This is a genomic window from Spirosoma luteum DSM 19990, from assembly GCF_000374065.1.
Classification (GTDB): Bacteria; Bacteroidota; Bacteroidia; order Cytophagales; family Spirosomataceae; genus Spirosoma; species Spirosoma luteum.
The window spans coordinates 138,906-163,137 of sequence record NZ_KB893311.1 but is presented as its reverse complement, the minus strand read 5'-3'; the positions used below and the strand labels follow the sequence as shown (position 1 = coordinate 163,137).

23 protein-coding genes are annotated in these 24,232 nt (G+C 51.1%); 15 read left to right on the top strand and 8 right to left on the bottom strand.

Going from position 1 to position 24,232, the window contains the following annotated elements; all coding sequences use genetic code 11:
* Positions 1-20: 20 nt before the first annotated feature.
* Entirely contained in the window at positions 21-1,658 is a 1,638-nt protein-coding gene (locus B156_RS30070) for a UvrD-helicase domain-containing protein (protein WP_018622864.1), read from the bottom strand.
* A gap of 391 nt (positions 1,659-2,049) precedes the next feature.
* Between B156_RS30070 and B156_RS0126665 the strand changes: the two genes are divergently transcribed.
* On the top strand, positions 2,050-2,691 hold the full coding sequence (locus tag B156_RS0126665; RefSeq protein ID WP_018622863.1) for a hypothetical protein: 642 nt from the start codon (positions 2,050-2,052) through the stop codon (positions 2,689-2,691).
* A gap of 75 nt (positions 2,692-2,766) precedes the next feature.
* On the opposite strand, the gene B156_RS32525 is transcribed toward B156_RS0126665, so the two are convergent.
* From B156_RS32525 to B156_RS30630, 5 genes are all read right to left on the bottom strand, one after another.
* Positions 2,767-2,958 (bottom strand): DUF5618 family protein, encoded by a 192-nt coding sequence (locus B156_RS32525; RefSeq protein WP_342664454.1) that lies wholly within the window; start codon positions 2,956-2,958, stop codon positions 2,767-2,769.
* The gene (locus B156_RS32520) at positions 2,945-3,139 is read right to left on the bottom strand and encodes a DUF5618 family protein (RefSeq protein ID WP_342664453.1); all 195 of its coding nucleotides are present in this window, start codon (positions 3,137-3,139) and stop codon (positions 2,945-2,947) included. Before B156_RS32520 ends, B156_RS32525 begins: the two co-directional genes overlap by 14 nt.
* Before the next feature lie 57 nt (positions 3,140-3,196).
* The gene (locus tag B156_RS0126655) at positions 3,197-3,517 is read right to left on the bottom strand and encodes a hypothetical protein (RefSeq protein WP_018622862.1); all 321 of its coding nucleotides are present in this window, start codon (positions 3,515-3,517) and stop codon (positions 3,197-3,199) included.
* 66 nt (positions 3,518-3,583) lie between these two features.
* Positions 3,584-4,030: a hypothetical protein gene (locus B156_RS0126650; RefSeq protein WP_018622861.1), complete on the bottom strand. Its 447-nt coding sequence runs from the start codon at positions 4,028-4,030 to the stop codon at positions 3,584-3,586.
* 496 nt (positions 4,031-4,526) lie between these two features.
* Positions 4,527-5,174 (bottom strand): hypothetical protein, encoded by a 648-nt coding sequence (locus B156_RS30630; protein WP_018622859.1) that lies wholly within the window; start codon positions 5,172-5,174, stop codon positions 4,527-4,529.
* Positions 5,175-5,316: 142 nt separating this feature from the next.
* On the opposite strand from B156_RS30630, the gene B156_RS0126635 reads away from it, so the two are divergent.
* Both B156_RS0126635 and B156_RS0126630 read left to right on the top strand, forming a co-directional pair.
* Complete coding sequence (locus B156_RS0126635; RefSeq protein WP_018622858.1) at positions 5,317-5,610, top strand: transposase; 294 nt, start codon at positions 5,317-5,319, stop codon at positions 5,608-5,610.
* On the top strand, positions 5,550-6,479 hold the full coding sequence (locus tag B156_RS0126630; protein ID WP_157627209.1) for an IS3 family transposase: 930 nt from the start codon (positions 5,550-5,552) through the stop codon (positions 6,477-6,479). Before B156_RS0126635 ends, B156_RS0126630 begins: the two co-directional genes overlap by 61 nt.
* 126 nt (positions 6,480-6,605) lie before the next feature.
* On the opposite strand, the gene B156_RS0126625 is transcribed toward B156_RS0126630, so the two are convergent.
* Positions 6,606-7,166: a hypothetical protein gene (locus B156_RS0126625; protein ID WP_018622856.1), complete on the bottom strand. Its 561-nt coding sequence runs from the start codon at positions 7,164-7,166 to the stop codon at positions 6,606-6,608.
* Positions 7,167-8,368: 1,202 nt separating this feature from the next.
* Here B156_RS0126625 and B156_RS0126620 point away from each other — a divergent pair.
* Positions 8,369-8,848, top strand: a complete 480-nt coding sequence (locus B156_RS0126620; RefSeq protein WP_018622855.1) for a LexA family protein — start codon at positions 8,369-8,371, stop codon at positions 8,846-8,848.
* Complete coding sequence (locus B156_RS30055) at positions 8,845-9,576, top strand: Y-family DNA polymerase (protein ID WP_018622854.1); 732 nt, start codon at positions 8,845-8,847, stop codon at positions 9,574-9,576. The genes B156_RS0126620 and B156_RS30055 overlap by 4 nt, the downstream gene beginning before the upstream one ends.
* Positions 9,577-9,907: 331 nt before the next feature.
* Here the strand turns inward: B156_RS30055 and B156_RS32695 are convergent, their stop codons facing one another.
* Positions 9,908-10,129, bottom strand: a complete 222-nt coding sequence (locus tag B156_RS32695; protein ID WP_425423321.1) for an integrase core domain-containing protein — start codon at positions 10,127-10,129, stop codon at positions 9,908-9,910.
* A gap of 272 nt (positions 10,130-10,401) precedes the next feature.
* Between B156_RS32695 and B156_RS0126610 the strand changes: the two genes are divergently transcribed.
* The 10 genes from B156_RS0126610 to B156_RS0126570 all read left to right on the top strand — a co-directional run bounded on the left by B156_RS0126610 (position 10,402) and on the right by B156_RS0126570 (position 24,209).
* Positions 10,402-10,635: a hypothetical protein gene (locus B156_RS0126610; protein WP_018622853.1), complete on the top strand. Its 234-nt coding sequence runs from the start codon at positions 10,402-10,404 to the stop codon at positions 10,633-10,635.
* Positions 10,636-11,161: 526 nt separating this feature from the next.
* Positions 11,162-12,904 (top strand): group II intron reverse transcriptase/maturase, encoded by a 1,743-nt coding sequence (ltrA, locus tag B156_RS0126605; RefSeq protein WP_245563854.1) that lies wholly within the window; start codon positions 11,162-11,164, stop codon positions 12,902-12,904.
* A 7-nt stretch (positions 12,905-12,911) separates the two neighbouring features.
* Positions 12,912-13,787 carry a transposase gene (locus B156_RS30045; protein ID WP_281167542.1) on the top strand — a complete coding sequence of 292 codons (876 nt, stop codon included), beginning with the start codon at positions 12,912-12,914 and terminating at the stop codon, positions 13,785-13,787.
* 184 nt (positions 13,788-13,971) lie between these two features.
* Positions 13,972-14,313 carry a DUF6660 family protein gene (locus B156_RS31180; protein WP_084757908.1) on the top strand — a complete coding sequence of 114 codons (342 nt, stop codon included), beginning with the start codon at positions 13,972-13,974 and terminating at the stop codon, positions 14,311-14,313.
* Between the two features lie 109 nt (positions 14,314-14,422).
* Entirely contained in the window at positions 14,423-18,832 is a 4,410-nt protein-coding gene (locus B156_RS0126595; RefSeq protein WP_018622850.1) for a CusA/CzcA family heavy metal efflux RND transporter, read from the top strand.
* Positions 18,833-18,839: 7 nt separating this feature from the next.
* Positions 18,840-20,111, top strand: a complete 1,272-nt coding sequence (locus B156_RS0126590) for an efflux RND transporter periplasmic adaptor subunit (RefSeq protein ID WP_018622849.1) — start codon at positions 18,840-18,842, stop codon at positions 20,109-20,111.
* Between the two features lie 84 nt (positions 20,112-20,195).
* On the top strand, positions 20,196-22,748 hold the full coding sequence (locus B156_RS0126585) for a heavy metal translocating P-type ATPase (RefSeq protein ID WP_018622848.1): 2,553 nt from the start codon (positions 20,196-20,198) through the stop codon (positions 22,746-22,748).
* Complete coding sequence (locus tag B156_RS0126580) at positions 22,745-23,080, top strand: hypothetical protein (protein ID WP_018622847.1); 336 nt, start codon at positions 22,745-22,747, stop codon at positions 23,078-23,080. The genes B156_RS0126585 and B156_RS0126580 overlap by 4 nt, the downstream gene beginning before the upstream one ends.
* Position 23,081: 1 nt before the next feature.
* Positions 23,082-23,441 (top strand): hypothetical protein, encoded by a 360-nt coding sequence (locus B156_RS0126575; protein WP_018622846.1) that lies wholly within the window; start codon positions 23,082-23,084, stop codon positions 23,439-23,441.
* A 9-nt stretch (positions 23,442-23,450) separates the two neighbouring features.
* Positions 23,451-24,209, top strand: coding sequence for a ZIP family metal transporter (locus B156_RS0126570; RefSeq protein WP_018622845.1), 759 nt, complete (start codon positions 23,451-23,453; stop codon positions 24,207-24,209).
* Positions 24,210-24,232: the final 23 nt, after the last annotated feature.

The window sequence follows — 24,232 nt, the reverse complement described above, 5'->3', positions numbered from 1 at the left end:
AACACAACGGATTAATCCATTCAGACTGTAGCCCGGAGTTTGGTAACTTGTCCACTTGCCGTTTCACCTTGGCCTGTAAGTGCGGATTCACTGCGCAGCTGAGTGCGGTTCTCAGCTGGAACAGGCGCCAGCGCCGCTCGATCGAAACTAAAACTGGCCCGTAACGTATCCGGGATTCTTACTTGCTGACGACTGCGGGTTAAGGCTACATATAGCATGTTTATTTCTTCGTGCAACGCCTGCAGATTGGCCGGATTCTGTTTATCCGCCAGTTTTTCGGACACTCCCTTCTTTTCAATAAAGTCATCGCATAAGGTCACTCCGTCGTACTCCATCCCTTTGCATCGGTGAACGGTCGAAAAAATCTGGTCGGCCACGTGTCGCATGGAATCGTCGACATGGGCCTGCCGGATCTGCTCAATATATTCAGGTAAGGCGTCCTGGTACGTCTCAACAATTTCGAGCGCAAGGCGCATAGAGGCCTCGCCGGTCTGATCAACGTAATGCTTCAGTTCACCAACATAGCCCATGGTTTTAATTAATGGACTGCGGACCCGATCCAGTCTATCCTGATACAGGTAATAGATATCCATAAGCGATCCGCCACTGTCCATGTAGGTGTAGGTTTCGAACCGCCCTTCGAAGTATAAGGACCCAATCTGCTTTTCAATACATAGCATATCAATGGCCTTGGCCAGAACCGCTACGTTCGTACGGCCGATCGTCGCGTGTATGGGCGCAACTGGTGGCTGATGCTTACCTACTCCTTTAATCGTAGTGAGCTGGCCCGTATCGAAACTGCTTTTCCAGCCCAGTACGTAGTTCGCCAGTTGAGCAACCTCGTCTCCAAAACGAAAACTCTGACTCAGGTACAGCGTTGGCGCATCGAACTTGTCCAGGGAGTTTACAGCATGTCGAAACCCGTAGATTTGCTGGTGAGGATCGCCGACAATCAGTTTTGTTGCCGGTTGCTGCATAAACACTTCCAGCATCGTTTCCGAAGCATCCTGCCCCTCATCAAAGAGGATATAGTCGTAGGGCAAAGGAGGAGCTACAAACTGAAACTTCTTCAGGTAAAAGTCATGCGTACAAGGCAGTTTGTTGGTATCCATCTGCGTGTAGAGCTGCTGCGCATACCGGTAGATCTTTTCCTTGTTTTGCCGGGCAAACCGGCGACTTTTCGCATCAGCCGGGTCAATAATAGCCAGGTAGTCCAGCTGCTCGACGGTTACTGCTTTTGAGTTGCAGAAGTAACTGAACAGCTTTTTGACGTGGCTGGCCATCATGCAGCCAGCCAGCATAGTTCGTTGCGTGAAGCCAAGCTGAGCCGCAATGTCCTGAATCGAGTAGTCGCCCCCGGCGCTCAGCTCATACCTCTGCCGGACGATCACATAGCTATAGGCCAATGAGTGAGCCGTATGTACTGTAACGTTTGTTAGACCACGCCGGGCGAAACGAGCTTGTGCTTCCAGGCGTACGGTACGGTTAAAAGCCAGGTAGAGAATTCGGGGTGAACGACCCGAACTCAGCACAGGCCTGGAGGCGGCGTACTCGATGAGGGTGGTAGTTTTGCCCGAGCCGGCAACCGCCACTAATTTAAAATCACCCGCCTGCCGGGTTGCTTCGAGTTGCTCATGGGTGATACTGGTAGCTTTCATGTCCGATGTTGCTTAATTACACATGTTGATGGCTCAAGGCAGCTACTTTCTGATGTTTTATGTACAGCAATTGCCCGAAAAACGCTTTTGCGTTCATCCCTGTTTGTGACTCCAATATACGAATAATTTTCGCAAATTAGAAATTAAAGTCATATATAAGAAAACGGCTTCATCCCCTTCATCTTTTTTTATCCACCAAAAATTCATCTGGGTGAACTGGGTATGTTTGTAGCCTGATTTGAGTGGGACCGACTTGGTTTTTGTCAAGTCAAGCCGCTAAACAGGGCTTCTGACTGCTCCGTTTGATAAGTGTTTTGTCAGAGGTTATAGTAACTAATGCATTTGGATATCAATTTTAGGGCTGTTGTACATTCAACTGGAAAAATGCATCATGAAATCGTACCGACTTATTCTTTTTCTGACTCTGATTGCAGTTAACTTAAGTTGTAAAAAAGGGGGAGGGGAGGATCCCGTAACCTCGGAGACTGTATTAGTCAATTCATCCGATCCTAAAGTTTATTTGTCTGGTGAATTTCCGGCTGTTTACATTAAATGGGCAGGTAATCATGTACCAACCATTGAGGGCCAGGATTATGCATTCACGCCCGACCCTAAAGCAATTACGGGTAATTATAAACTCCTTATTGAGCCAAGCGGTACTGATTCGCTTAAATTATACATTGATGGGAGTGGTACCGGACCTACGTTTCAGAAGACTCCTTTAGGAAGTTTCTCATACGCCAATTTTTCGGGTAACAGCAACAATGCGGCTGGATATATCTATGGCGTCTGGTACCTTCAGGACAAATTTTCGGCTCCTGGCAACGTACGTGTGATGGTTGAACGGTTGGCGTATCCAACGAAAACGGATTTTCGGTTTCGAATTAATATTGGTTACGTGTATGGAACGGCTTCACCCTACGCTGATCGATACATACCTTATATCAACGATGTTTCGGGAATTACGGTTAATGATATACGGCAGATCGGTCAATTCATTTTTGCCCGTGAATCTCCTGGCATACTGAAGTAGTGAAGTCTAGTGTCTAAGTAGCATTCGTGTAGTGATCCAGATCCATTCAGTCTTTAGTAGAAGCTGAATGGATTTTCACTTAAACGGTAGTCGTTCGCTGTTCGACCCAATTGATAATCGTTTCAGCCTTTTTAAGCCCGCCTGCGCTACATCTGCGTCTAAATTGCCATCGTACCCTAACGCTAAATGAAGCGTATCATAAGCCAGTACAAAAATATCTAACAGCCGTTTATCCAGTTTAGCCAACTGCGATTTATACCACGTCACCGCCCGGCACGGTACGCCGCTGCGGGCCCGGATCTTTACGGCCTTTTTTCTTTTCTTCTAAAAGGCTATCCAGTGCGACAAGAATACCATTGTAAGCCGTGTTACCCGCCACACGGACGTATTTACGATCGTGATATTGACCATTTTGTTTCCCGGCTTTCTCCCGTAAGTTCGCGGGCATTGTCCATATAGCGCCTGGCTTCCTGTACCGAGTTCATAATACAATCAAAAATAAGAATTAACGGGTAAAATCCGGTCCAACTTGCAGGCCAAAACTCTGGATAAATTCGATAGCCTGTTTAGGCAACTCAAATACCCCGTCGTAATCATCAAGATTATCGTTGGTCCACCAGATACCGATGTGTTCAATGCGGGGCTGCTGTGAATCGTCCGTGAAGGTCCACTCGATCTGACCATAGCCCGTAGATGGGATAGTACCCTCTTTCGTAAAAAACTCCAACGTTGATGCTGTGTCCTGGCTGATCGTCGCTACTGCGCCTGAACTGTGTTCCCAGTTAACAGGGCTGTTAAATCGAAAGGTTTTTCCTGTTGTTTGCATGACACTTTTTGAATGGGTTTAGCTACTTTTTAGGTGACCCCTAACCTCTATGGTTAGGGGCTACTTTTAATCAATTTTATTTCGTTTCAGGAAAGCATCCCACCAATCAAGATTCTCCTGTAAACTGGTAGCCATGCGGTCTTCTGCATCACGTTCTAGGCGTGCACTTTCCGGAAAAGATAAGAACGCAACGTTGGGTTCAAACATTTTTGCTCCTAACCAATCGATCTGAGTTTCATACAACTCAATCGGATTTTTTGGGCTAACCGTTTCGCCGGAGCGGTCAGTACCAACTACCAGGGCTTTCGAGTATATTTCCCAGGTACCAAACCGGAACGCTTCATGCTCATCATCTGACACATTATCATCGACGAACAGCACATCACCATTCGTTTGTCCTGCCGCACTGCTAATCAGGCTGCAACCGAGCAAATTATAAATGCTTGGTAGCGAAAAGTCCGTTTCGACTGGTGAAATGGTACGGGTTGCGGGATCAATTAAGTAGGCGTTCATAAATTTGCTAACTGTTTGATTATTAGCTAATTTACGACGATCATATAGTCATTGCAAGCGATTTTAGGGGTTAAATAAACCTTCTAAAACACCCTTTTCCCCTTAATCCCTTGTGTTTAGTATACGTTTAGTGGTGTGTAGTGTTTTGTGTAGTGAATAAATCTCGCTCCTTACCTGGCTGACGAATCCACTTGGCTGGTGTCAAAAATTTTTGACACCAGCCAAGGTTTAGTTACTGGAAAGTTGACGTCTGAGTAAATACATAGCTATTAAAAATACGTGATTATTCACCTGGCTAATTACCGGAATTATCGATTTAACACGATTAGCAATATGGGTTGGACTGTGTCCCATCCGGATTAACTGATCAATGGATGCAACCAAACCAGGCTGATTTTGTATGTATAGGTCGTAAATCATTTTTTCGCAGGCAACCTGTATAGGCTCCATGCTGGGGTCTGGTTGGTCTGTATCTGAATTCATAAAGTAGTATGAATTACACACTAGTTTTTGAGAAGCGCTTAAGAATATCCAGACAGCGTTTACAGGTTGGTACTTGTTTAATGCCGTCAGCGTCTAGGCAGTGGCTGTCTTTGCCCAGTGAATCACTCCAATTGGCTCCTGAACGGCTTTTAACAGGACTACACAAAAATTCGCCTTTTGGCCGGTACAAACGACCTAATCTTACTTCTTCCTGGGTATAGATGTGATAAACTGTATTGCGTTTCTGGCCATCGCCCCAACTGCTGGCACTTAATCCGCTCAAGGCCTCTTTTATTTCGATCGAGAAAGCGAACGGAATAGGATGCCTACGATAAAACTCGTCCGAAGCTTCCTGACGGGCCTGCGCCTTTTGGATTCGGAGCTGTGTCTGCTGTTGCTCTTTCAACCGATTATGCTCCTTTTGCCAGACTTGAAACTCTTGCAGGTCTTTCTTTAAATACAACTCAGCATGAAACCGACTTGGCCAGATTGTACCCTCTTCACCAACGGGCAGCAGATTATCTGAGGTAAACACGGAACCCTGGATCACAAGTTGATTACTTTCGCTTATTAGAACAGCTAAGCCTCCCTTAAGCGAGTTCAATACATGAGGATCTAGATAATACGGATAACGTAGCAAAAGTGGTTTTGGGTAGTCCATATGACTTAATCATTTTTATGTTTTCGATACTTGGTAATCTAGACTATGTGGTACATGATGATGTTTTTTAGTATAATTAATCAATGACTGGTTGAGATGGTCGGGTTTACCGGCACACGGATTTGCTTAACTTCGCAAGGCCATGCAGTCCGAAAAACACACAAAAACACGGCGTAAGTATGATGCCGACTTCAAAACCGAAGTCCTCAAAATGCTGGCCAGTGGGCAAACGCCAGCCTACATTGCCAACGCCCTGGGCATTTCCGAAAATATCATCTACCGATGGAAGAGTGTAAACCAAGTGGGTAAGAAAAGTAATCACCTGACTGGCGATTTGACCATTGAAAATCAGCAGTTGAGGGATCGAGTGCGGCAATTGGAGACCGAGCGCGAAATCTTAAAAAAAGCCTTGAGTATTTTCAGTCGAGCGACTTAACGCAGCGGTATAACCTGATTCAGAGCCTAGTTGGTGCGTTTGCGGTCGAAACACTTTGTCAGGTGATGGGCGTGAGCCGAACGGCTTACTACCGATACCAACGGGGACAAACTTATCAGCTAACGCCTAAAAAAGAAGTGAATAAGGCATTAGTGGAGCGCGTTTTTCGGGAACATAAACGGCGATATGGTAGCCGACGAATTGTATCCCAACTTCAAGATGAGGGGCATCAATTAGGCCGACAACAGGTCAGGACACTAATGAAAGCAGCTGACTTACAGCCTATTCAGCCAAAGTCGTTTGTGCCCCGGACAACCGATAGCACCCATAATAAAGGGTATTGGCCGAATCTATTGTTAGACTTATCATTTCCAGTGGCCCCTAATTTGGTGTGGGTAAGCGACATTACTTATCTGCCATTGGCCAACGGTGAATGGGCTTACTTGGGGGCCTGGATGGATTTATACTCACGTCGAGTGGTGAGTTGGCGGGTTGATGACAACATGGAGGATGCACTTGTAATCGTGCCGTTGCGAGCGGCTCTTCAGGTCCGTCAACCGGCGAGTGGGCTGATAGTCCATTCTGATCGTGGCGGTCAGTACGTGTCCAATGAGTTGCGAGAACTGGTGAGTTTATGGCGCATCAGGCCCAGCATGAGCCGGGCTGACGATCCTTACGACAACGCCTTCGCCGAGTCGTTCTGGAGCCGCCTGAAGGCGGAATTATTGGAGGGAGGTTGTTTTCTGAGCGTGGACGATGCCCGCACAGAAGTTTTTGAGTACATCGAATGCTACTACAATCGAGTGCGGAAGCACTCGTCGCTGGGCTACAAAAGTCCGGAACAGTTTGAGAATGAGTATCACACTTAACTTGCAAATTCAGTGTGCCGCTAAATCGAACCACCCCAGGTTTTCAAAAATTCTGGTAATGCTCAAAATCACGGTGTCAAAAATTTTTGACACCGTGATTCCTTTACAATCTTGTTCTATTAACGGTCACACTTTGGACGATTTCTGATTGAGGGCAGGTAGTTTAACGTATTGCGTTTCTAGGTTAGCCGCATACCCTCTGGTTTTATAGCGGGGTATCCTCCAACAGTACCCGTTTGCGATAGTTTTAATAAGCCTGGCGCTGATTCGCTGGTTTGGTGTTAAATATATCTCTACAAGGCACTTATCGACAAGCAACTTGTCAGCTTGGGCCTGAGTCAACAAGCAAAAACCTTCTTCCTGTATGGCATTCAAATGGACGTTGAACCGTTCAATCTTATGCTCGGCATCCCGGTACTTCTGGTTGTTATAGACCAGTGTGTCAAGTCCAGAACCCTCCATACCAAGTAGTTTAGCCGCTTCTGCAACGTGGTAATTATAGGCAATGCCCATTTTTTTATTCAATTCCTCAACGATTTCAACTATACGCGGTTCATAACTTACCCAATCCGTCTCACCCTTCAGAAAAGAAGTCAGGGCTTCAGGTGTTGGAAGTGGTTTAAACGTTTCTACTATCTTCAATTCCAGCCCAATCTGGGCTATTGCATACAGGTCAGAGTTAATCATTAGATTAGCGCTTCGGCGTTTTAACTTGTATAAAGATACAAACAAATAGGCCAACTCGCCAAGGCAAATTGCTATATATCAGATAGTTATGAAAATCCACTCCCCCTTAATCCTGATTAAAATTCGTTGTAAATAAGTGTAGTGAAAAATGGGGGTTATGGCACATTAATGCTGTAATAGCTGATTTTTATTATGCTCTGTTGTAAAAAAAGGATTCTTCTAACGGTATTCTATATACGCTAACCGCATTTAGTGAGAAACTAAGTAAATAGACTGAATAGTGACTTTATCTACCTCCGCTTCAAGCAGGGTTTGGATGTTCAAAGGAACGTTGGTTAACAGATCCAAGCCTGTTCGATTCTCAATTTCATCCACACTGACCCGGTATTAACTCCAGGGTTGTTTTCCAGCCTCATTTGTGTTGGGCATAGCAGCGGCCAACCGTCCAAACCGTTACAATTCTTGTTTGTGCAGTAATCCGCTGTCGATCATCTCTACCCACTGGTAGGATTAATACCACTTTCCACACAGTAGCATTGATTGCCTTTGGATAGTTGATCACGCATATAGTCTTCCAATTTGTGTAGACAGGGCATAGCTTATTAAAGAATCTAAAACATAACTAGTATCAGTTAGCTATTTCGTCGGTCTCAATTATTAAAGAAAACTCGCCAACAGTATCATCTGATTTCATACCTAAAACTCCGGTAATGCTCCGACCCGTCATTTTATGCCAACTGCTACTAAGCTCCCGTAACTGACGATCTAGGTCCTCCTGACTGATTGTAGTTGATTTCTTTTTGGTCCTCACTGTTTTTTGCGCGTTAATGTTGGTCTAATTAATTATTGCTTCTTTCTAAAGTCAGATGAATTTCTTCCAGGTAAGATTCTAGGGGGATTGTACTGCGAAACGCGCGGCAGGCTGTAATATGATTCAGATCCTGACTGTATCGAATTTCGACAAAAAAAGTCTCAATAGCGTATAAACACAGGTAGGATAGGCCGGCCCGTCTTGTCATTAAAAAAGCACCGTTATCCCATGCACAAGCTAGCTGGTTATCAAACGAAAGTGCATTGAATTCATAAAGAGTCATAGCCAGTATTTTATCTCCAATTTACATAAAAACGCCTTCACATTAGGAAATATAATACAACTAACATATAATAGCCCGATTATTATTAGTTAGTTATATTAAAAGCCTATGAAAACAAGGGTACGAACCCGTTTTACAATTAGAAAAGCTGGCATAAAAAGTCGGTTGAAAGTACCGTTGTTTCTTTCTCGAGTCCACTGTGGGTTTCCGTCCCCGGCTACCGATTATTTGGAAAACGTTTTGGATTTGAATGAGTTGTGTATCGTCCATCCCGACGATACGTATTTTGTTTGGGTCGAAGGAAACAGTATGGTCAATCCTCGTGCGCGACTCAATTCACGAATTGATGACGGGGACATTCTGGTAGTTGACTGCCTAGTGGAGCCCGTCGATGGTCAGGTTATTGTGGCCTTTGTCAATGATGGATACGTTGTGCGGCGCATGAAGCGGGTAGGGGAGATGCTGCTTCTAAAAGCGGACAATCCTCACTACGAGCCAATCTATATGCATTCAGGTGACCCAGGCGAGGACTCCTTTGTTTTTGGAGCGGTTACGTGGGTGTTTTTTAAACCGACTGTATTGCCATGACCTATCCAATCACTTTTTCAACCATGCAGGGGCATTTTGACGCCTTGTCGTTTTACGCCAGTTGTCACATTTCGTATCAGCACGCGCTTAGAAAACAACCTGTTATTGTGTTATCGAATAACGACGGAAATGTTGTTGCCCAGAACGATAAAGCCAAAAAGTTAGGCATTACCCGTGGTACCCCTTACTTTAGAATTAAGGAGCAAGTCCGCCAGCAGGGTATTCACGTTTTTTCGAGCACGTACCCACTTTACGGGGATATGTCCCGAAGAATATTTGCTATCATTGGCCGTTTCATCGAACGGGTGGAAGTGTATTCAATTGATGAGGGCTTTTTTGATCTGACGGGTTATGAGGCCATTTATCCAGATTTACGGCAGCTGGCGCAAAGGATTCGGGAAACGACGTTACGCAGTAGTCGTATACCTATAAACATAGGAATAGCACCCACGAAAACGTTATGCAAGGTAGCTACCTGGTTTGCTAAAAAACACCCCGAGCATCGGGGTATATGCGTACTGGATACTCCAGCTAAAATTAAAGAAGCATTGCTTGAGTTCGCGGTAGGGGACTTATGGGGCATTGGGGATCGCTATGAACAACTACTTTTACAGCATGGTATCCAGACGGCCGCTCAGCTGCGCGATGCGCCGGATGACTGGATTCGACAGTTTATGACGGTGACGGGGCTTCGGCTGGTATATGAGCTAAGGGGGCACCAAGGCTGACACAGTTCAGAAAGCACTTCCTAAGATATCGACTTTCGAAACAACTTATCATTCATTATTAATCTCTTTGAGCGTTCTAAGGCTAGCTGTACAAAAAGTATTCACTCCACAAGCCATGCATGAAAGCTGCTAACTATAAAGTTGCTTCCACGAAAACTGACCCGTCCTAATTTATGTTGACCGTTTATTGGTTATTCATTTTTCATTGACCACTAATTTATACCCTATTTTAACTATCCGCCATATCCACCGTCTGCTTTTGGGTATAATAATTTTCCATCTCCGCTTCAGCTTTTTCTCCCCGTTGTGTGCCTGATCCGGTACGAGCATGTCACAGCCGCAACGGCGGACCGTTCAAATGTGGACGCTTATAGTTGTAAAGGAAAACCACTTGTTCAAGCACTAACTCGGCCTGGGCCAACGAGTACACACCTCGGTGAGCTAGATACTCATTCTTGATGATCCCATTTACCCGTTCAGCAACTGGATTCTCCAATGGATCACTCGTCTCGGTCATACTGAAATGAACATGATATGCGTCTAATAACCCAATATAGATGGCGCTACCATACTGAATACCTTGGTCAGACCGGGTCGCCCTTTAGGTTTGTGGGCTTGTAAGAAACCAAGAATTGGTAGCTTGCTTGCAGTCAACCAGAGTGGGGCTAACCTAACGGGTCGCCAAGGAAAGACCTATGCTCCGATTCAGGTCCCCACTCTGATGAACTTGTATCGACTCAGATAGAAAGACGGGTTCGCGGCCCATTATAAGGGTTTGAGTGAAGGCAGGTTCGATTGACTGATGGACCAAAACTAAATCGTTTTATGGACTTTCTCCACTACGTCGGCATCGACATTGCCAAGGCTACACTAGATTGGGCCGTTTACAGCCAGCAGGGTTCCTTACTCCACTTGCACACGTCAAATACGATGGCTGGTATTAAACTAGCCCTTCGCCAACTGAAAGCATTACCGGGTTGGGATATGACTCAAGTCGTATTTTGCATGGAACACACGGGGATAGTGCGACACGAAGTTGCACGTTTTGAGTATGGATAATGATCCATTCGGTTAGTGCTCGAGCCGATCTCCAATCCGTAGGGGCGTCACTGGTAACGGTGGGGTCTGTTGCAAGCGGGTAAAGCCTAAGATGCGGGTCAATCCTTGATCCAAATCGGGCCAGGAGAAGACCGAAAGGGTGAATGAGAATGAACCTCTGATGAGGTGGCGTCAGTGTTGGTTACCGAAACAAGGATTGATACGGTAATGACGGGACAAACAGGAACATTCGGCGATGCCAACGAATGGTGAGCACCCTAGTCCCCGCCATAAAGGAGGCACCCCACCCGGTCGTATCTCAGACGTGTGGAACGTGGTAACCCCAATGAAGTCTGTACCGCAAGTACAGTAGGCCTGACCGCAAGGAAAGGCACAACTCTTCAGTGGGAACAGGAAGACCCAAGAAGCGAAAGTCGGCAAGCCGAAAGGCAACGGGAATTCATAACCGGCCGGATAGGGCAATACCCACCTTGAAAGGGGGCTGACGTGGGTCTGGTGGATGACCCCAAAGACGGAAGAACAGATTTTGAACAAGGAGCTTAGTTCGATGCACCCTAACCCGGAAGCAAACCGACTCACTGGAACAACTGACTGGCATGCCATTGATTGGCAGAAGGCATTTCGGTTGCTCAAAAATCTGCGCTCCCGCATCTTTCGGGCGGCTCAGGAAGGCAACTCTAAAAAGGTGCATTCCTTGCAAAAGTTAATGCTGCGGAGTTATGCGAACCGAGTAACGAGTGTGCGTCGAATTACCCAACTCAATGCGGGTAAGGACACGCCTGGGGTGGATCGGATTGTTGTCAGAACGGCTAGGGAACGCGAAAAGCTGGTGGAGGAACTGAGGCAGCATCAACCTTGGAAAGCCAAACCCGCCCGCCGGGTGTACATACCCAAAGCCAACGCAAAGCGAAGGCCGTTAGGTATCCCTGTTATCGGAGACAGATGCCTACAAACTATGGTGGTGCAGGCCTTGGAACCGGAATGGGAGGCCAAGTTTGAAGCCAGCAGTTACGGGTTTCGGCCGGGGCGTAGTTGTCATGATGCTATTGAGCGCATCTTTCGGTATGCCCGACCTGATAGCCAACGAAAGTGGGTTGTCGATGCGGATATTAAAGGTGCTTTTGATCACATCGATCACTCGTTCCTACTAGAACGAATCGGTCGTTTTCCTGCCAGGAGTCTGCTGGAGCAATGGCTAAAAGCGGGTTATCTGGAAGCAAACGTATTCTACCCGACTGACTCAGGTACTCCCCAGGGCGGTAGTTGCTCACCCTTGTTGGCTAACATTGCCTTACACGGCTTGGAACAGGCTATAGGCATGGGTTATCAATACGGGGGTGGCCGCACGCAGACCTGTGGGCCGCGCCGGATGGTTCGATATGCTGATGATTTTCTGGTCTTTTGCTCGACACAGGAAGATGCTCAACAAACCGTATTGCTGCTTAAAGATTGGTTGAAAGAACGGGGACTAGCCCTATCAGAGGAGAAAACACGTATTGTTCATCTGACAGATGGGGTCGATTTCTTAGGTTTCCATGTGCGTCAGTATCCGAGCCGAAACACAGCTACGGGCTGGAAAATGCTCACCAAACCCAGCAAAGCATCGGTTCAGAAGATCCGGGACCGTCTGCGAGCGGAGTGGTTAGGGTTGAAAACCCAGCGTGTGGAAGTGATTGTCAAACGGCTGAATCCGATCATTCGGGGTTGGTCGAACTACTTTCGGATTGGGGTCGCCTATGAAACCTTTACCAAGCTAGACCGCTGGATGTTCGACCGTCAGGTGCGCTATGTTCGTCGGATGCATCCCCGTAAAAACTACGCCTGGAAACAGGCCAAGTATTGGGGACGGCTCAATCTGGATCGCCAGGATAAGTGGGTGTTTGGGGATAAGCAGACGGGCATGGCACTCCAGAAGTTTGTCTGGACGCCAATCCAACGGCATATCCTGATTCAGCATACTGCCTCTCCGGACGATCCTCGTTTGCGGGCGTACTGGCAGAAACGTACCCAACGAAAGTCGGCTGAGTTAGTACCCAGCAAGCAACGGATTGCCCGACGGCAAAACCACCAATGTCCGGTCTGCAAAACGAGTCTGTTTACGGATGAAGCCTTGCACGTTCATCATGTCAAACCAAAGCAGGAAGGGGGCAGTGATGCCTATTCCAATCTGCGGTTAGTTCATGTGACGTGTCATCAACAGGTGCATTCGAAAGCATTCGCAGCAACAAAAACGAAGCAAGGAACCCTGAGCCGGTTGTCATCTGCTTGAGCCGGATGTGTTGGAAGGCACAAGTCCGGTTCTGAGGAGGGAAGGGAGCCGTAAGGCTCCTGACCTATCCGACTATAATGCACACCTATTGGAATTTCTTCACAAACTGCGGCTTCCGATTTGGCTGGAAAGTAGTTTGCAAATCAAGCAAGCGGGGGGTATGCAGCGGGGTAAAAATGACACCGTTGATGCTTTTCGCATTGCCGAATATGCCTACCGTTTCCGTGATCAAACTCGTCTATGGCAACCCCCTCGCCCTGTTATTCAGCAATTAGCATTTCTAAGTGGCGCTCGTCAGCGTCTTATTCAAGCATATAATCTATTGGCCGGTCCTCTAGCTGAACAAGATTCATTTATCAATCCCCTTTTACAAAAACAACTCCAGCGCAGTTCTCGTAAGTCATTGATCGCCCTCAAAGAGGAACAAAAGGCCATTGAGCAGCAGATCAACGGCCTTATTCAGAACGATGGTCGGCTCAAAGAACTCTTTGAGTGGATTGTCTCAGTACCTGGCATCGGCTCGACAACCGCCACGGAGATTATTGTCGTGACGAACGAGATGACAACGATTACTGACCCCAAACAGATGGCTTGTCACGCAGGAGTGGCACCTTTCGAGTACCGCTCAGGAACAAGTATCCGGGGCAAGACTAGAGTTAGTCATCAAGCCAGGAAACGCTTGAAAGCGCTGTTCCATCTAGGCGCTATGTCATGCATACGAAAGGAAGGCGAACTGCGCACCTATTACCAACGTAAAGTTGCCGAAGGTAAGAATAAGATGCTGGTACTAAATGCCATCCGAAACAAGCTCATTCACCGAGTGTACGCTGTTGTTCGACGGAAGGAAAAGTATGACAAAACTTATGTCCCAACGCTTGCATAGATCATAGAAATCGGAGCGATGATGAATTAATTCCCTAGCCGTTCGCCGATTAATCTTTTTCAGAGTTAATTCCTCATTACGTGACCTTCCCCAACCACAGTTCATCGAAGTCTTTAAGACTTGAAAAACTTACAATTACTTTTTGACTACCTGTTGCATAAGTATTTACCGTACCTTTGCGCTAATGAAGTGGTTTACGATCCTATTCTCCGTCTATCTCCTCGGCTTATCGTTATGGCCCTGCGCAGATGAGTTATTGTTCCCCGCCGGGCAATCGGAGATAGCTGTGCTTTCCCCGACCACGCCTTCATCGAATACGGACCGGACGCACCAGAACGATGCCTGTACCCCTTTCTGTACCTGCGCCTGTTGCGCGGCTACGATTACGGTTGCCCCGCGTTCTCAGTATGCACTGCTCCCCTCGAATGAGATCGTACCGATCTCGGTAGCAACGTTTAGCTACGCATCAGCTCACCCCCTTACTACAGTAACGGCTATCTGGCAACCGCCTAAGCTCCGGGTCTGAACACCCTCACCGGTCGCGATGGACTATCCCGCTACGCCCCCAAACGGCGTAGTGGTGCGGTACGTGTGCATCCGGCCAATTCCTATTATCTATTTGTTCAGACTCGATCATGCTGGATTCAATCATCCGTTATTCCATTCAAAACAAACTCATTATTGGGCTCCTGACGCTGGCCCTGGTTATCTGGGGCGGTTATTCAGTAACCCGTCTACCTATCGATGCCCTGCCGGATATTACCAACAATCAGGTGCAGGTCATCACGCAAAGTCCGGCCCTGTCGGCACCCGATGTCGAGCGGCTCATCAGCTTTCCCATCGAGCAGACGATGGCCAACCTGCCCAATCTACTCGAAGTGCGGTCCATTTCCCGCTTTGGCCTGTCGGTAGTCACCATTGTCTTCGAAGACGGCGTTGATATCTATCTGGCCCGCCAGCAGGTGAGTGAACGGTTGGGACAATCCCGTTCCCAGATACCGGCGGGGACGGGGGAGCCCGCCCTGGGGCCCGTTTCGACGGGTCTGGGCGAGATTTACCAGTACGTGCTGCAACCAAAACCAGGCTACGAGAAACGATACCCGGCCATGGAACTGCGCTCCATTCAGGACTGGATCGTCCGTCGCCAATTGCTGGGGACCAAAGGCGTAGCCGACGTGAGTAGTTTTGGGGGGTTCCTGAAACAGTACGAAGTAGCCGTCGATCCCCAGCGGCTGCGGGCTGCGGGGGTTACCATGGACGAATTGTTTGTGGCCCTGGAAAAAAACAACCAGAATACGGGGGGGGCTTACATCGACCGAAGGCCCAATGCCTATTTTATCCGTTCCGAAGGGCTGATTGGTACCCTGGCGGATATCGGTAAGGTAGTCGTGCGCCGGACGTCGGAGGGTATTCCCGTGCTGGTGCGCGACGTGGCGCAGGTTCAGCTTGGGCAGGCCGTGCGCTACGGGGCGATGGTCGGTAATGGGAAAGGCGAAGTGGTCGGCGGTATCGTGCTCATGCTGAAAGGGGCCAATGCCTCCCAGGTGATTGGTAACGTCAAGCAACGCATTGAGCAAATCAAAAAATCGCTGCCCGAAGGCGTCGACATTCACGCTTTTCTGGATCGCACCCGCCTGGTGAAACGGGCCATCGGGACCGTAGAAAAAAACCTGATCGAAGGGGCCCTGATTGTCATCTTTGTGCTGGTGTTGTTGCTGGGCAACTGGCGGGCGGGTCTGGTGGTAGCTTCCATGATCCCCCTCTGTATGCTGTTTGCCATCTCGCTGATGAATCTGTTCGGCGTGTCGGGTAACCTGATGAGCCTGGGTGCCATTGACTTTGGTTTAATAGTCGACGGAGCGGTCATTATTGTGGAGGCTACCCTGCACCATATTGCGCTCAAAAATTTTCGGCACCACCTCTCCCAGGAGCAGATGGACGAAGAAGTCTTCGAGTCGGCCAGCCGGATCCGTTCTTCGGCCGCATTCGGCGAGATCATCATTCTGATTGTGTACCTGCCGATTCTGGCTTTAGTCGGGGTAGAAGGGAAGATGTTCCGTCCCATGGCCCAGACCGTCGCCTTTGCCATTCTGGGCGCGTTTATTCTCTCGCTGACGTACGTACCCATGATTTCGGCCCTGCTGCTGAGCAAGAAACCCATTCGGGAAGGAAGCCTGAATATCTCCGATCGGATTATCCACTTTTTTCACCGCCTGTATGAACCGGCCATTCGCTGGACGCTGCGGCACAAAGGGATCGTGGTAGGGATGGCGTTGGGGCTTTTCGCGCTCGCTCTGTTCATATTTAGCCGACTGGGCGGGGAGTTTATTCCCCAGCTCGACGAGGGCGATCTGGCCGTGGAGATGCGCATTATGACGGGGTCCTCGCTAGCCGAGTCCATCGATGCTAACCTTAAAGCCGGTCAAATTTTAAAGAAAAACTTTCCCGAAGTCAGGGAAGTCATCGGTAAAATTGGGTCCAGTGAGATTCCCACCGATCCCATGCCCATTGAAGCCACCGATTTGATGGTGATTCTCAAAGACCGGGCCGACTGGACCTCGGCCACCAGCCGGGAGGAACTGGCCGAGAAGATGCAGGCGAAACTGCAACAGATTCCGGGGGTCACGTTTAGCTTTCTGCAACCCATTCAGATGCGTTTCAGTGAGTTGATCTCCGGTGTCAAGCAGGATATTGCCATCAAACTATTCGGTGAGGATCTGGGGGTGCTGGCTGACTACGCGGCCCGCATTGGCCGCGTAGTCGGAACGGTACCGGGTGCGGAAGACCTTTACGTCGAGCAGGTGTCGGGCCTGCCCCAGATTGTTGTCAAATTCGACCGGGATGCCCTGGCCCGGTTCGGCTTATCGGTTAACGATGCCAACCGCTATATTCAGGCCGCTTTTGCCGGTTCCGCGGCCGGACTGGTTTACGAAGGTGAACGGCGCTATGACCTGGTGGTTCGATTGCAGCAGCAGAGTCGTCAACGGCTGGAAGACGTGCAGAATCTACTAATTAGTACGGGGGAAAGCGGGCAAATTCCCCTTAGCCAGGTAGCCGACGTGTCTTTCCAGAACAGCGTCAATCAGATTCAGCGGGAAGACGCTAAACGGCGGATCATTGTGGCCTTTAACGTGCGGGGGCGGGACGTGGAAACCGTAGTGAATGAACTTCAGGGCAAGATCAATAGCCAGATCAAGTTCCCGCCCGGCTATTATGTCACCTACGGCGGGCAGTTTGAAAACCTCCAGGAAGCCAAAGACCGGCTCAGCATTGCGGTTCCGGTGGCCCTGGGGCTAATTTTCCTGCTCTTGTTTTTTACTTTCGGTTCCTTTCGGCAGAGTCTGCTGATTTTCTCGGCGATTCCCCTGTCGGCCATTGGGGGGATCATCGCTCTGTGGTTGCGGGATATGCCCTTCAGCATCTCGGCGGGGGTAGGCTTCATTGCCCTTTTCGGGGTCGCGGTGCTCAACGGCATTGTGCTCATCGGAGAATTTAACCACCTCAAGGATGAAACCGACCTGAGCCTGGACGAACGAATCCTGCAGGGTACGTCGACCCGTCTGCGCCCGGTGATGATGACGGCCCTGGTGGCCTCGCTGGGCTTTTTGCCCATGGCTCTGGCAACCAGCGCCGGGGCGGAGGTGCAGCGGCCACTGGCCACGGTGGTTATTGGTGGGCTGGTATCGGCAACTTTACTAACCCTACTGATTTTACCCTGTCTGTACTGGTGGGAACAAACGAAGTTTGGTTCCAAACGGCTCCCCACCGTCCCGGCGGGTGTGGGCCATGTGGCTACCTGGCTGGTGGTGCTGGGGTTACTGGCCGGTACGGCCACCGCCACCCAGGCGCAGGTACCGCAACTGGTATCGGGCGGGCCGCTGTCGCTCAATGGGGCCCTTCAGCAGGCTACAGCCAACAATGGAACGGCCCGCGTCAGCGCGCTGGGGATTGCCCAGCAGCAAACCGGCCGCCGGGCCGCCCGGGACATTGGAGCCACCAATTTTTCCTGGATGGGTGGGCAGTACAACGGTCCTAATTTCGATAATAGCTTCACCGTAAGCCAGAGCCTGCCGAACCCCAAACTAATTCGGCAGTTGGGCCGACTGGCCGATGCGGGCGTCAGCGGCAGCGAAGCTCAGGCGCGGCTTACTCAGAATGGCCTGCGGGCGCAGGTGAAGGCGGCTTATTATGATTTGCTGTATCTGGCCGAACGGCGTCGGTTGCTCCGGGCACAGGACAGCCTACTAGTAGCTTTCCTGTCGGCGACGGACCTGCGGCTTAAAACCGGCGAAGGAACCGCCGTCGAGGTGGCTACGGCCACCAACCAGTTGGGCGAACTGCGCAATACGCTGGCCCAGACGGAAGCAGATCGGCTCATCGCCCTAAGTCGGTTGCAAACGCTGTTGAATACCAGCCAGCCCGTCAGTTTATCCGACAGCGTACTGACGCGCCGGGAGCTTCCGGTTGTCACCGACTCCGCAACACTGGCTCAAACGCCGGAACTGGCCCTGTTGCGGCAGCAAATCGAGATAGCCGCCCGGCAAACCGACGTGGAACAGGCCCGGTTGCTGCCCAGTTTCTCGCTGGGGTATTTTAACCAGTCCCTAATTGGTACATATACGGTCGATGGCAAGGAAGTAACCTACGGGGGCGGCAGGCGATTCCAGGGGGTCACGGCGGGAGTTGCCGTACCGCTGTTCACCCGACCCCAGCGGGCCCGCATCGAATCCGCCCGGCTGGGGCAGCAGATTGGGGAAGCTACGCTGGCCCTGACCCAGCGCAATTTGCAGGGTGAACTAACGAGCACCATTCAGGAAATCCGCAAGTTGCAAAGCAGCCTGACCTACTATGAACAAACCGGTCTGCCTACGGCCCGGCTGCTGGCCGACAAGGCAGGAATTGCCTTTCGGGCCGGTGAAATTGCCTATCTCCAGTACTCCCTGGCCCTTACCCAGGCCTACCAGACCCGCGCCAGCTACGTCGATGTGCTGAGCCAATACAATCAATCCGTCATTCGCTTAGAGCAGATTCTGGGCTTACCATAACTCAATCATGAAACGAATCATTTTTTGCGTCAGTCTGCTGTGGCTGACAATGGCCTGTAAGGAATCCACCGACAACCAAACGGCCACCTCACCAGAAACGGGCGAGGCCGCCAAGACCCCGCCAACAGCCGCACCCGATGTCGTGGAACTGACGAATGACCAGCTCCGCATTGGGGCGATAGAAATGGGTCAGGTGAGTTACCGGAATCTGGGGCTGCTTTTACAGGTAAACGGGCGGCTGGCCGTTCCCGCCCAGAGTCAGGTCGCCATCACCGCTATCCAGGGTGGTTTCGTGCGTAATCTGCCGTTGCTCCCCGGTCAACCGGTGCGTAAAGGTCAACTGCTGGCCCGGATCGAAAATCCGGATCTGGTGCAGTTGCAGCAGGATTACGCTGAAAATCAAAGTCGTCTGACGTACTTAGACGCTGAGTTCGCCCGGCAGAAGGAACTCAGCGAACAGAACGTGGGTGCCCTGAAGGTATTTCAGCAAACGTCCGCTGAACGCAATCAGGTCCGCGCCCGGCTGGGTGGTATGGCCCGGCGGTTGCGGCTGGTGGGTCTCTCCCCCCAGGCCGCCCTGAATGGCAAGTTTAATTCGTATTATTCCGTAACGGCTCCCGTCAATGGAGTCGTCACCAATATATCGGTCAACGTGGGTCAGTTTGTTCAGCCCGCCGATGTGATTGCCCAACTCACCAGCAGCCAGGGACTCTACGCCGAACTGACCGTCTTTGAAAAAGAACTGCCCCAATTGCGGGAAGGCCAGCGGGTGAGCCTGCGGCTCAATAATGAAGGTGGGAAAGAACGTTCGGGGCGTATCACCTACATTAACCGGACTATCGATGCGGACCGGTCAGTGCGGGTGGTCGCCCGGCTCGATCAGCCTGATGCGCACCTGGCTCCCAATACGTTCCTGAAAGCGACCCTGGATTTGGGCGACAGCCGGGTGACGGCCCTACCCGAAGGGGCTATTGTCTCGGCGGAGGGTAAGGAGTATATTTTTATTGTCCAGCCCCAATCCGAACCGGAAAAGCACGATGCGTCGGCTACTGCCGGCGGGTCGGGTCGGACGACTTCAGAAAAGGGGGTGCAACCGGCAGGTTCCGCCGAACAGCACAGTACGGCTTTCAAACAGATTCCGGTACGCCGGGGCGTTACCGAAGGCGGCTACTCCCAGGTTACGCTGCCCGCCAATTTTGATCTGACTAAAACGCGGGTCGTTGTCAAAGGTGCCTTCGCCGTGCTGTCGCAGCTCAAAGGCGGAGGAGAAGAGGAATAAGCAGCAATTCTCCGCCCTGACGAAGGCAATGGGGCACTTCGTCAGGGCTCACTGGCCCCGGTTCACCCCTTAATCTGCGAATCTATGGAAAAAGTACAGCTTGATCTGCCCGTTTTATTACCTGATTTGCCCGACCAGAAGGATCAGTGCATCCAGCGGTTAGGGGCACTGCTCGACCAGCGTCCCGGCATTGAGAAAGTCCATGTCCGGCATGCCGAAAAGGGCCAGCCCGATCAACTTTGCATTCATTACGACCCCGGGACCATTTCCCTGACCCGTGTACAAACCCTGGCCCGGCAAACAGGGGCCGAACTCACCCATCGTTATGGTCATTATGTTGGTCACCTGGCGGGCATTCGCCACGCCCGCCACGCCCGGACCGTGACAGACCAGATCAGCCGGTGGCCCGGTGTGCTGGAAGCCTCCGTTTCGGCCAGCGGGGCCGTTCATCTGGAATTTGATCAGCAGCAAATTAGCCTGAGTGCCCTGATGGATCAGTTAGCCAAGAACAATACGCCGGGGCAGCCAACAGACCAGGTTGAGAGCGAGGTTAAAAAGGAAACCAGTCAGGCTTCGCCGCCAAAGAATCCTGATCACCAGGGCCACGACCATGCGCCGGGTGAAACGCACGACCACGGGGCCAGCGCATCGGGCCATCCCTCAAACGACAACCACGTACATACGGCAGGTGACGGCCACAATCATGAGCACGGCGGGATTTTCGGCCCGAACACCGAGTTGATTTTTGCCAGCCTGTGCGCCGTCTGCCTCGGCATTGGTTTTGGACTTTCGTTCGTAGCGGGCCTGCCCACCTGGGTGAGCCTGACACTGTATGGTCTGGCTTATTTCTTCGGGGGCTTCTTTACGGCTAAAGAAGCCGTGGAAACCATCCGGCAGGGTAAGTTCGAGATTGATTTTCTGATGCTGGTGGCCGCCGCCGGAGCCGGGCTATTGGGTGAGTGGGCGGAGGGAGCCCTCCTGCTGGCCCTGTTCAGCATTGGTCATGCGTTGGAACATTATGCCATGAACCGCGCCCGCAAGTCCATTGCGGCCTTAGCAGACCTCAGTGCCAAGACCGCCACCGTTCGGCGAAACGGAAAAACCGAAGAGGTTGACGTAGCTCAGCTCCAGGTAGGTGAGGTTATCATCGTTAAACCAAACAGCAAGATTGCGGCTGACGGGGCCGTCGTGAAGGGGAGTGGCCCCGTCAACCAGGCTCCTATTACCGGCGAAAGCGTACCCGTCGATAAGGTGGCACTGACGGACGAAAACGCGGACCCGGCCGGGGCGAAGCCGGAAAACCGGGTGTTTGCCGGGACCATCAACGGAAACAGTGTGCTGGAAATTAAAGTGACCAAAGCGGCCCAGGATTCGACCCTGGCCCGGCTGATCAAGCTCGTCAACGAAGCGGAATCCCAACAGTCGCCCACCCAGCAGTTTACTGATCGCTTCGAGCGCTGGTTCGTGCCCGCCGTGCTGATCTTAGTGGTAGCCCTGTGCTTTGCGTATTTAGTGATCGACGAACCGTTTTCAGTCAGCTTTTACCGGGCAATGGCGGTGCTGGTGGCTGCCAGCCCCTGCGCTCTGGCTATTTCGACCCCTTCGGCGGTGCTGAGTGGTGTGGCACGGGCGGCCCGCGACGGGGTGCTCATCAAAGGAGGGCGTCCTTTGGAAGATCTGGGTGAATTAACGGCCGTAGCCTTCGATAAAACAGGTACGCTCACCCAGGGAAAACCAACACTCAGTCAGGTTGTTTCCCTGGGCGGTTCGGAAGAGCAGCTCCTGTTGATCGCCGTGGCGGTTGAGGGCCTGAGCGACCATCCGCTGGCATCGTCCATCGTGCAGGGCGGGAAAGCCCGTTTAGGCGATAAGCCAATACCCGAAGCCACGGAGCTAAAGGCCCTGACGGGGCGGGGCCTACAGGCCACTGTGACGGGCAAGCCGGTATTTGTGGGGAATAAAGCCCTGTTCGAGGAGCAGAAAACGCTCACCGATGTGGTGCGAAAACAGGCCGATGAACTGGAAGCCGGTGGCCACACCGCGATGATTGTGCGGTATGGCGACGAGTTTTTAGGTCTTCTGGGCGTAATGGACACCCCCCGCCCCGAAGCGAAGCACACCCTGACGGATCTGAAAGACTTGGGGATCAAGCGCATGATTATGCTGACGGGCGATAACCAGCGGGTGGCCGATGCCATTGCCAAAGAGGTCGGATTAACTGATGCGCTGGGCGATCTGCTGCCCGAAGCCAAAGTTGCGGCTGTGCAGAAACTGCGCGAACAGGAAGGCAAGGTGGCCATGGTCGGCGACGGCGTCAACGATGCCCCGGCGATGGCCAAAAGTACGGTCGGCATCGCCATGGGCGCGGCTGGTTCTGACGTGGCTTTAGAGACCGCCGATATTGCCCTGATGGGCGATCAACTGGAAAAGCTGCCCTTTGCCATCGGTCTGAGCCGGGCCGCCCGGCGCATCATCCGTCAGAATCTGTACATCAGTCTGGGCATGGTTGGAGTGCTGATACCGCTGACTATTCTGGGCATTGCCCGCATTGGTCCGGCGGTGGTGGCCCACGAAGGCTCTACACTACTGGTTGTCTTCAACGCCCTGCGGTTGCTGGCTTATCAACAAAAAAAATGAAGAAGGATGACCACGTATTGCTGACGCCAACGGGCAATAAGGTCCATCTGCACGCCCGCGATGACATTCGCAGTGTGCGGGTGGATCGCCTGGTGTCCGAAAATGAACTGACCTTTGCCCACTACCCGGCTCTTTCGCTATTCATTGCGGACGAAGCGGATTTGGTGCTGTGGAGTGAAGAAATGTATGCATACTCGCTACCGGAGAAACCCGACGAGGCCCGGATTGGCCGCACGTTTGCGGTTTGGGAAAGCCTGACTATCGGTATCGAGACCCACGGGGAATCGTTTGATTTTTCGATTCGGGTGTATTACACGCTAAACCCGGACTGAAATGAAATCTGTAGTAAGTACTTGTCTGTCGGCATCGCTGCTTTATCTGATTATTGGCTGCGCTTCATTTCCGCAATACCGGCCTATCCAGGATACGGCCAATTCAGGGGCTTCAGTGGATTCAGCCCTTGTCACCATCTTTCTATTAGAGCGTGATTTACCAACCAGGATGGAGCGAATCGGGACCGTTACAATTCATACGTTCGGATCGATTTATTCGACGCATCAACGGGTAGAAGATGAACTGCAAAAACTGGGTCGTCGGAAGGGTGCTACCGGTGCGTATCGCATTCAACATGGCACCTACGACCATGACAAAGATGGATTAATTACGTACTTATTATTACGCTACACAAAATAAAGGCTTCCTATGACCCCCCTGTTCCAACAGATTATCACGTACGCCCTCTTGCCCACCGCTGCCCTGACGGGTGGGGGACTTCTGGCCCTGTTTATCCGATTTGGCGTTCAGGTCCGTTCGGCTATTCTGCATTTTGCCGCCGGCGTGGTCTTTTCGGTCGTGGCAGTTGAAATTCTGCCCGATATTGTGCGGCTGCATGATCCACTGTTAACAGTGCTTGGGTTTAGCGTGGGTATCGGGTTGATGCTACTGATCCGGCGACTGACCGAAACACCCGCAGAAACGACTGATAACCCAGCTCCAATAACTGGTCCGGCTGGTCAGTCATCCGCAGCGTTTCCCCTCGCCTTTTTGCTGGCCATTGGGGTGGACATTTTCATCGACGGGTTACTACTAGGAATCGGCTTTGCGGCCGGGGCGAAAGAAGGTATCCTGTTGGCCTTTGCATTGGGGGTTGAAGTGCTGTCCCTGGGACTGGCGACAGCCACTTCCCTAACCGAAGACGGCGTATCCCGGTCCCGCATCGTCCGGTTACTAGTCGGCCTGTCGGCTCTGTTTTTTGCCAGCACGGTCGGCGGAGCCACCCTCCTGCATAAACTGCCGGAAGCAGGACTGGACCTGGTGCTCTCGTTTGGTTTGGCGGCCCTGCTGTTCCTGGTTACCGAAGAGCTGCTGGTCGAAGCACACGAAGGTCCGGAAAAGCCTTGGCTGACAGCCACCTTCTTTGCGGGTTTTTTATTGTTTTTAATCCTGGGAATGGTGGCCTGACAAACCCCATGCTTAGTAACCCG

Coding starts and splice junctions, on each gene's coding strand:
- B156_RS30070 (WP_018622864.1), bottom strand. CDS start 1,658: ATGAAAGCTACCAGTATCACCCATGAGCAACTCGAAGCAACCCGGCAG.
- B156_RS0126665 (WP_018622863.1), top strand. CDS start 2,050: ATGAAATCGTACCGACTTATTCTTTTTCTGACTCTGATTGCAGTTAAC.
- B156_RS32520 (WP_342664453.1), bottom strand. CDS start 3,139: ATGCCCGCGAACTTACGGGAGAAAGCCGGGAAACAAAATGGTCAATAT.
- B156_RS0126655 (WP_018622862.1), bottom strand. CDS start 3,517: ATGCAAACAACAGGAAAAACCTTTCGATTTAACAGCCCTGTTAACTGG.
- B156_RS0126650 (WP_018622861.1), bottom strand. CDS start 4,030: ATGAACGCCTACTTAATTGATCCCGCAACCCGTACCATTTCACCAGTC.
- B156_RS30630 (WP_018622859.1), bottom strand. CDS start 5,174: ATGGACTACCCAAAACCACTTTTGCTACGTTATCCGTATTATCTAGAT.
- B156_RS0126635 (WP_018622858.1), top strand. CDS start 5,317: ATGCAGTCCGAAAAACACACAAAAACACGGCGTAAGTATGATGCCGAC.
- B156_RS0126625 (WP_018622856.1), bottom strand. CDS start 7,166: ATGATTAACTCTGACCTGTATGCAATAGCCCAGATTGGGCTGGAATTG.
- B156_RS0126620 (WP_018622855.1), top strand. CDS start 8,369: ATGAAAACAAGGGTACGAACCCGTTTTACAATTAGAAAAGCTGGCATA.
- B156_RS30055 (WP_018622854.1), top strand. CDS start 8,845: ATGACCTATCCAATCACTTTTTCAACCATGCAGGGGCATTTTGACGCC.
- B156_RS0126610 (WP_018622853.1), top strand. CDS start 10,402: ATGGACTTTCTCCACTACGTCGGCATCGACATTGCCAAGGCTACACTA.
- B156_RS31180 (WP_084757908.1), top strand. CDS start 13,972: ATGAAGTGGTTTACGATCCTATTCTCCGTCTATCTCCTCGGCTTATCG.
- B156_RS0126595 (WP_018622850.1), top strand. CDS start 14,423: ATGCTGGATTCAATCATCCGTTATTCCATTCAAAACAAACTCATTATT.
- B156_RS0126590 (WP_018622849.1), top strand. CDS start 18,840: ATGAAACGAATCATTTTTTGCGTCAGTCTGCTGTGGCTGACAATGGCC.
- B156_RS0126585 (WP_018622848.1), top strand. CDS start 20,196: ATGGAAAAAGTACAGCTTGATCTGCCCGTTTTATTACCTGATTTGCCC.
- B156_RS0126580 (WP_018622847.1), top strand. CDS start 22,745: ATGAAGAAGGATGACCACGTATTGCTGACGCCAACGGGCAATAAGGTC.
- B156_RS0126575 (WP_018622846.1), top strand. CDS start 23,082: ATGAAATCTGTAGTAAGTACTTGTCTGTCGGCATCGCTGCTTTATCTG.
- B156_RS0126570 (WP_018622845.1), top strand. CDS start 23,451: ATGACCCCCCTGTTCCAACAGATTATCACGTACGCCCTCTTGCCCACC.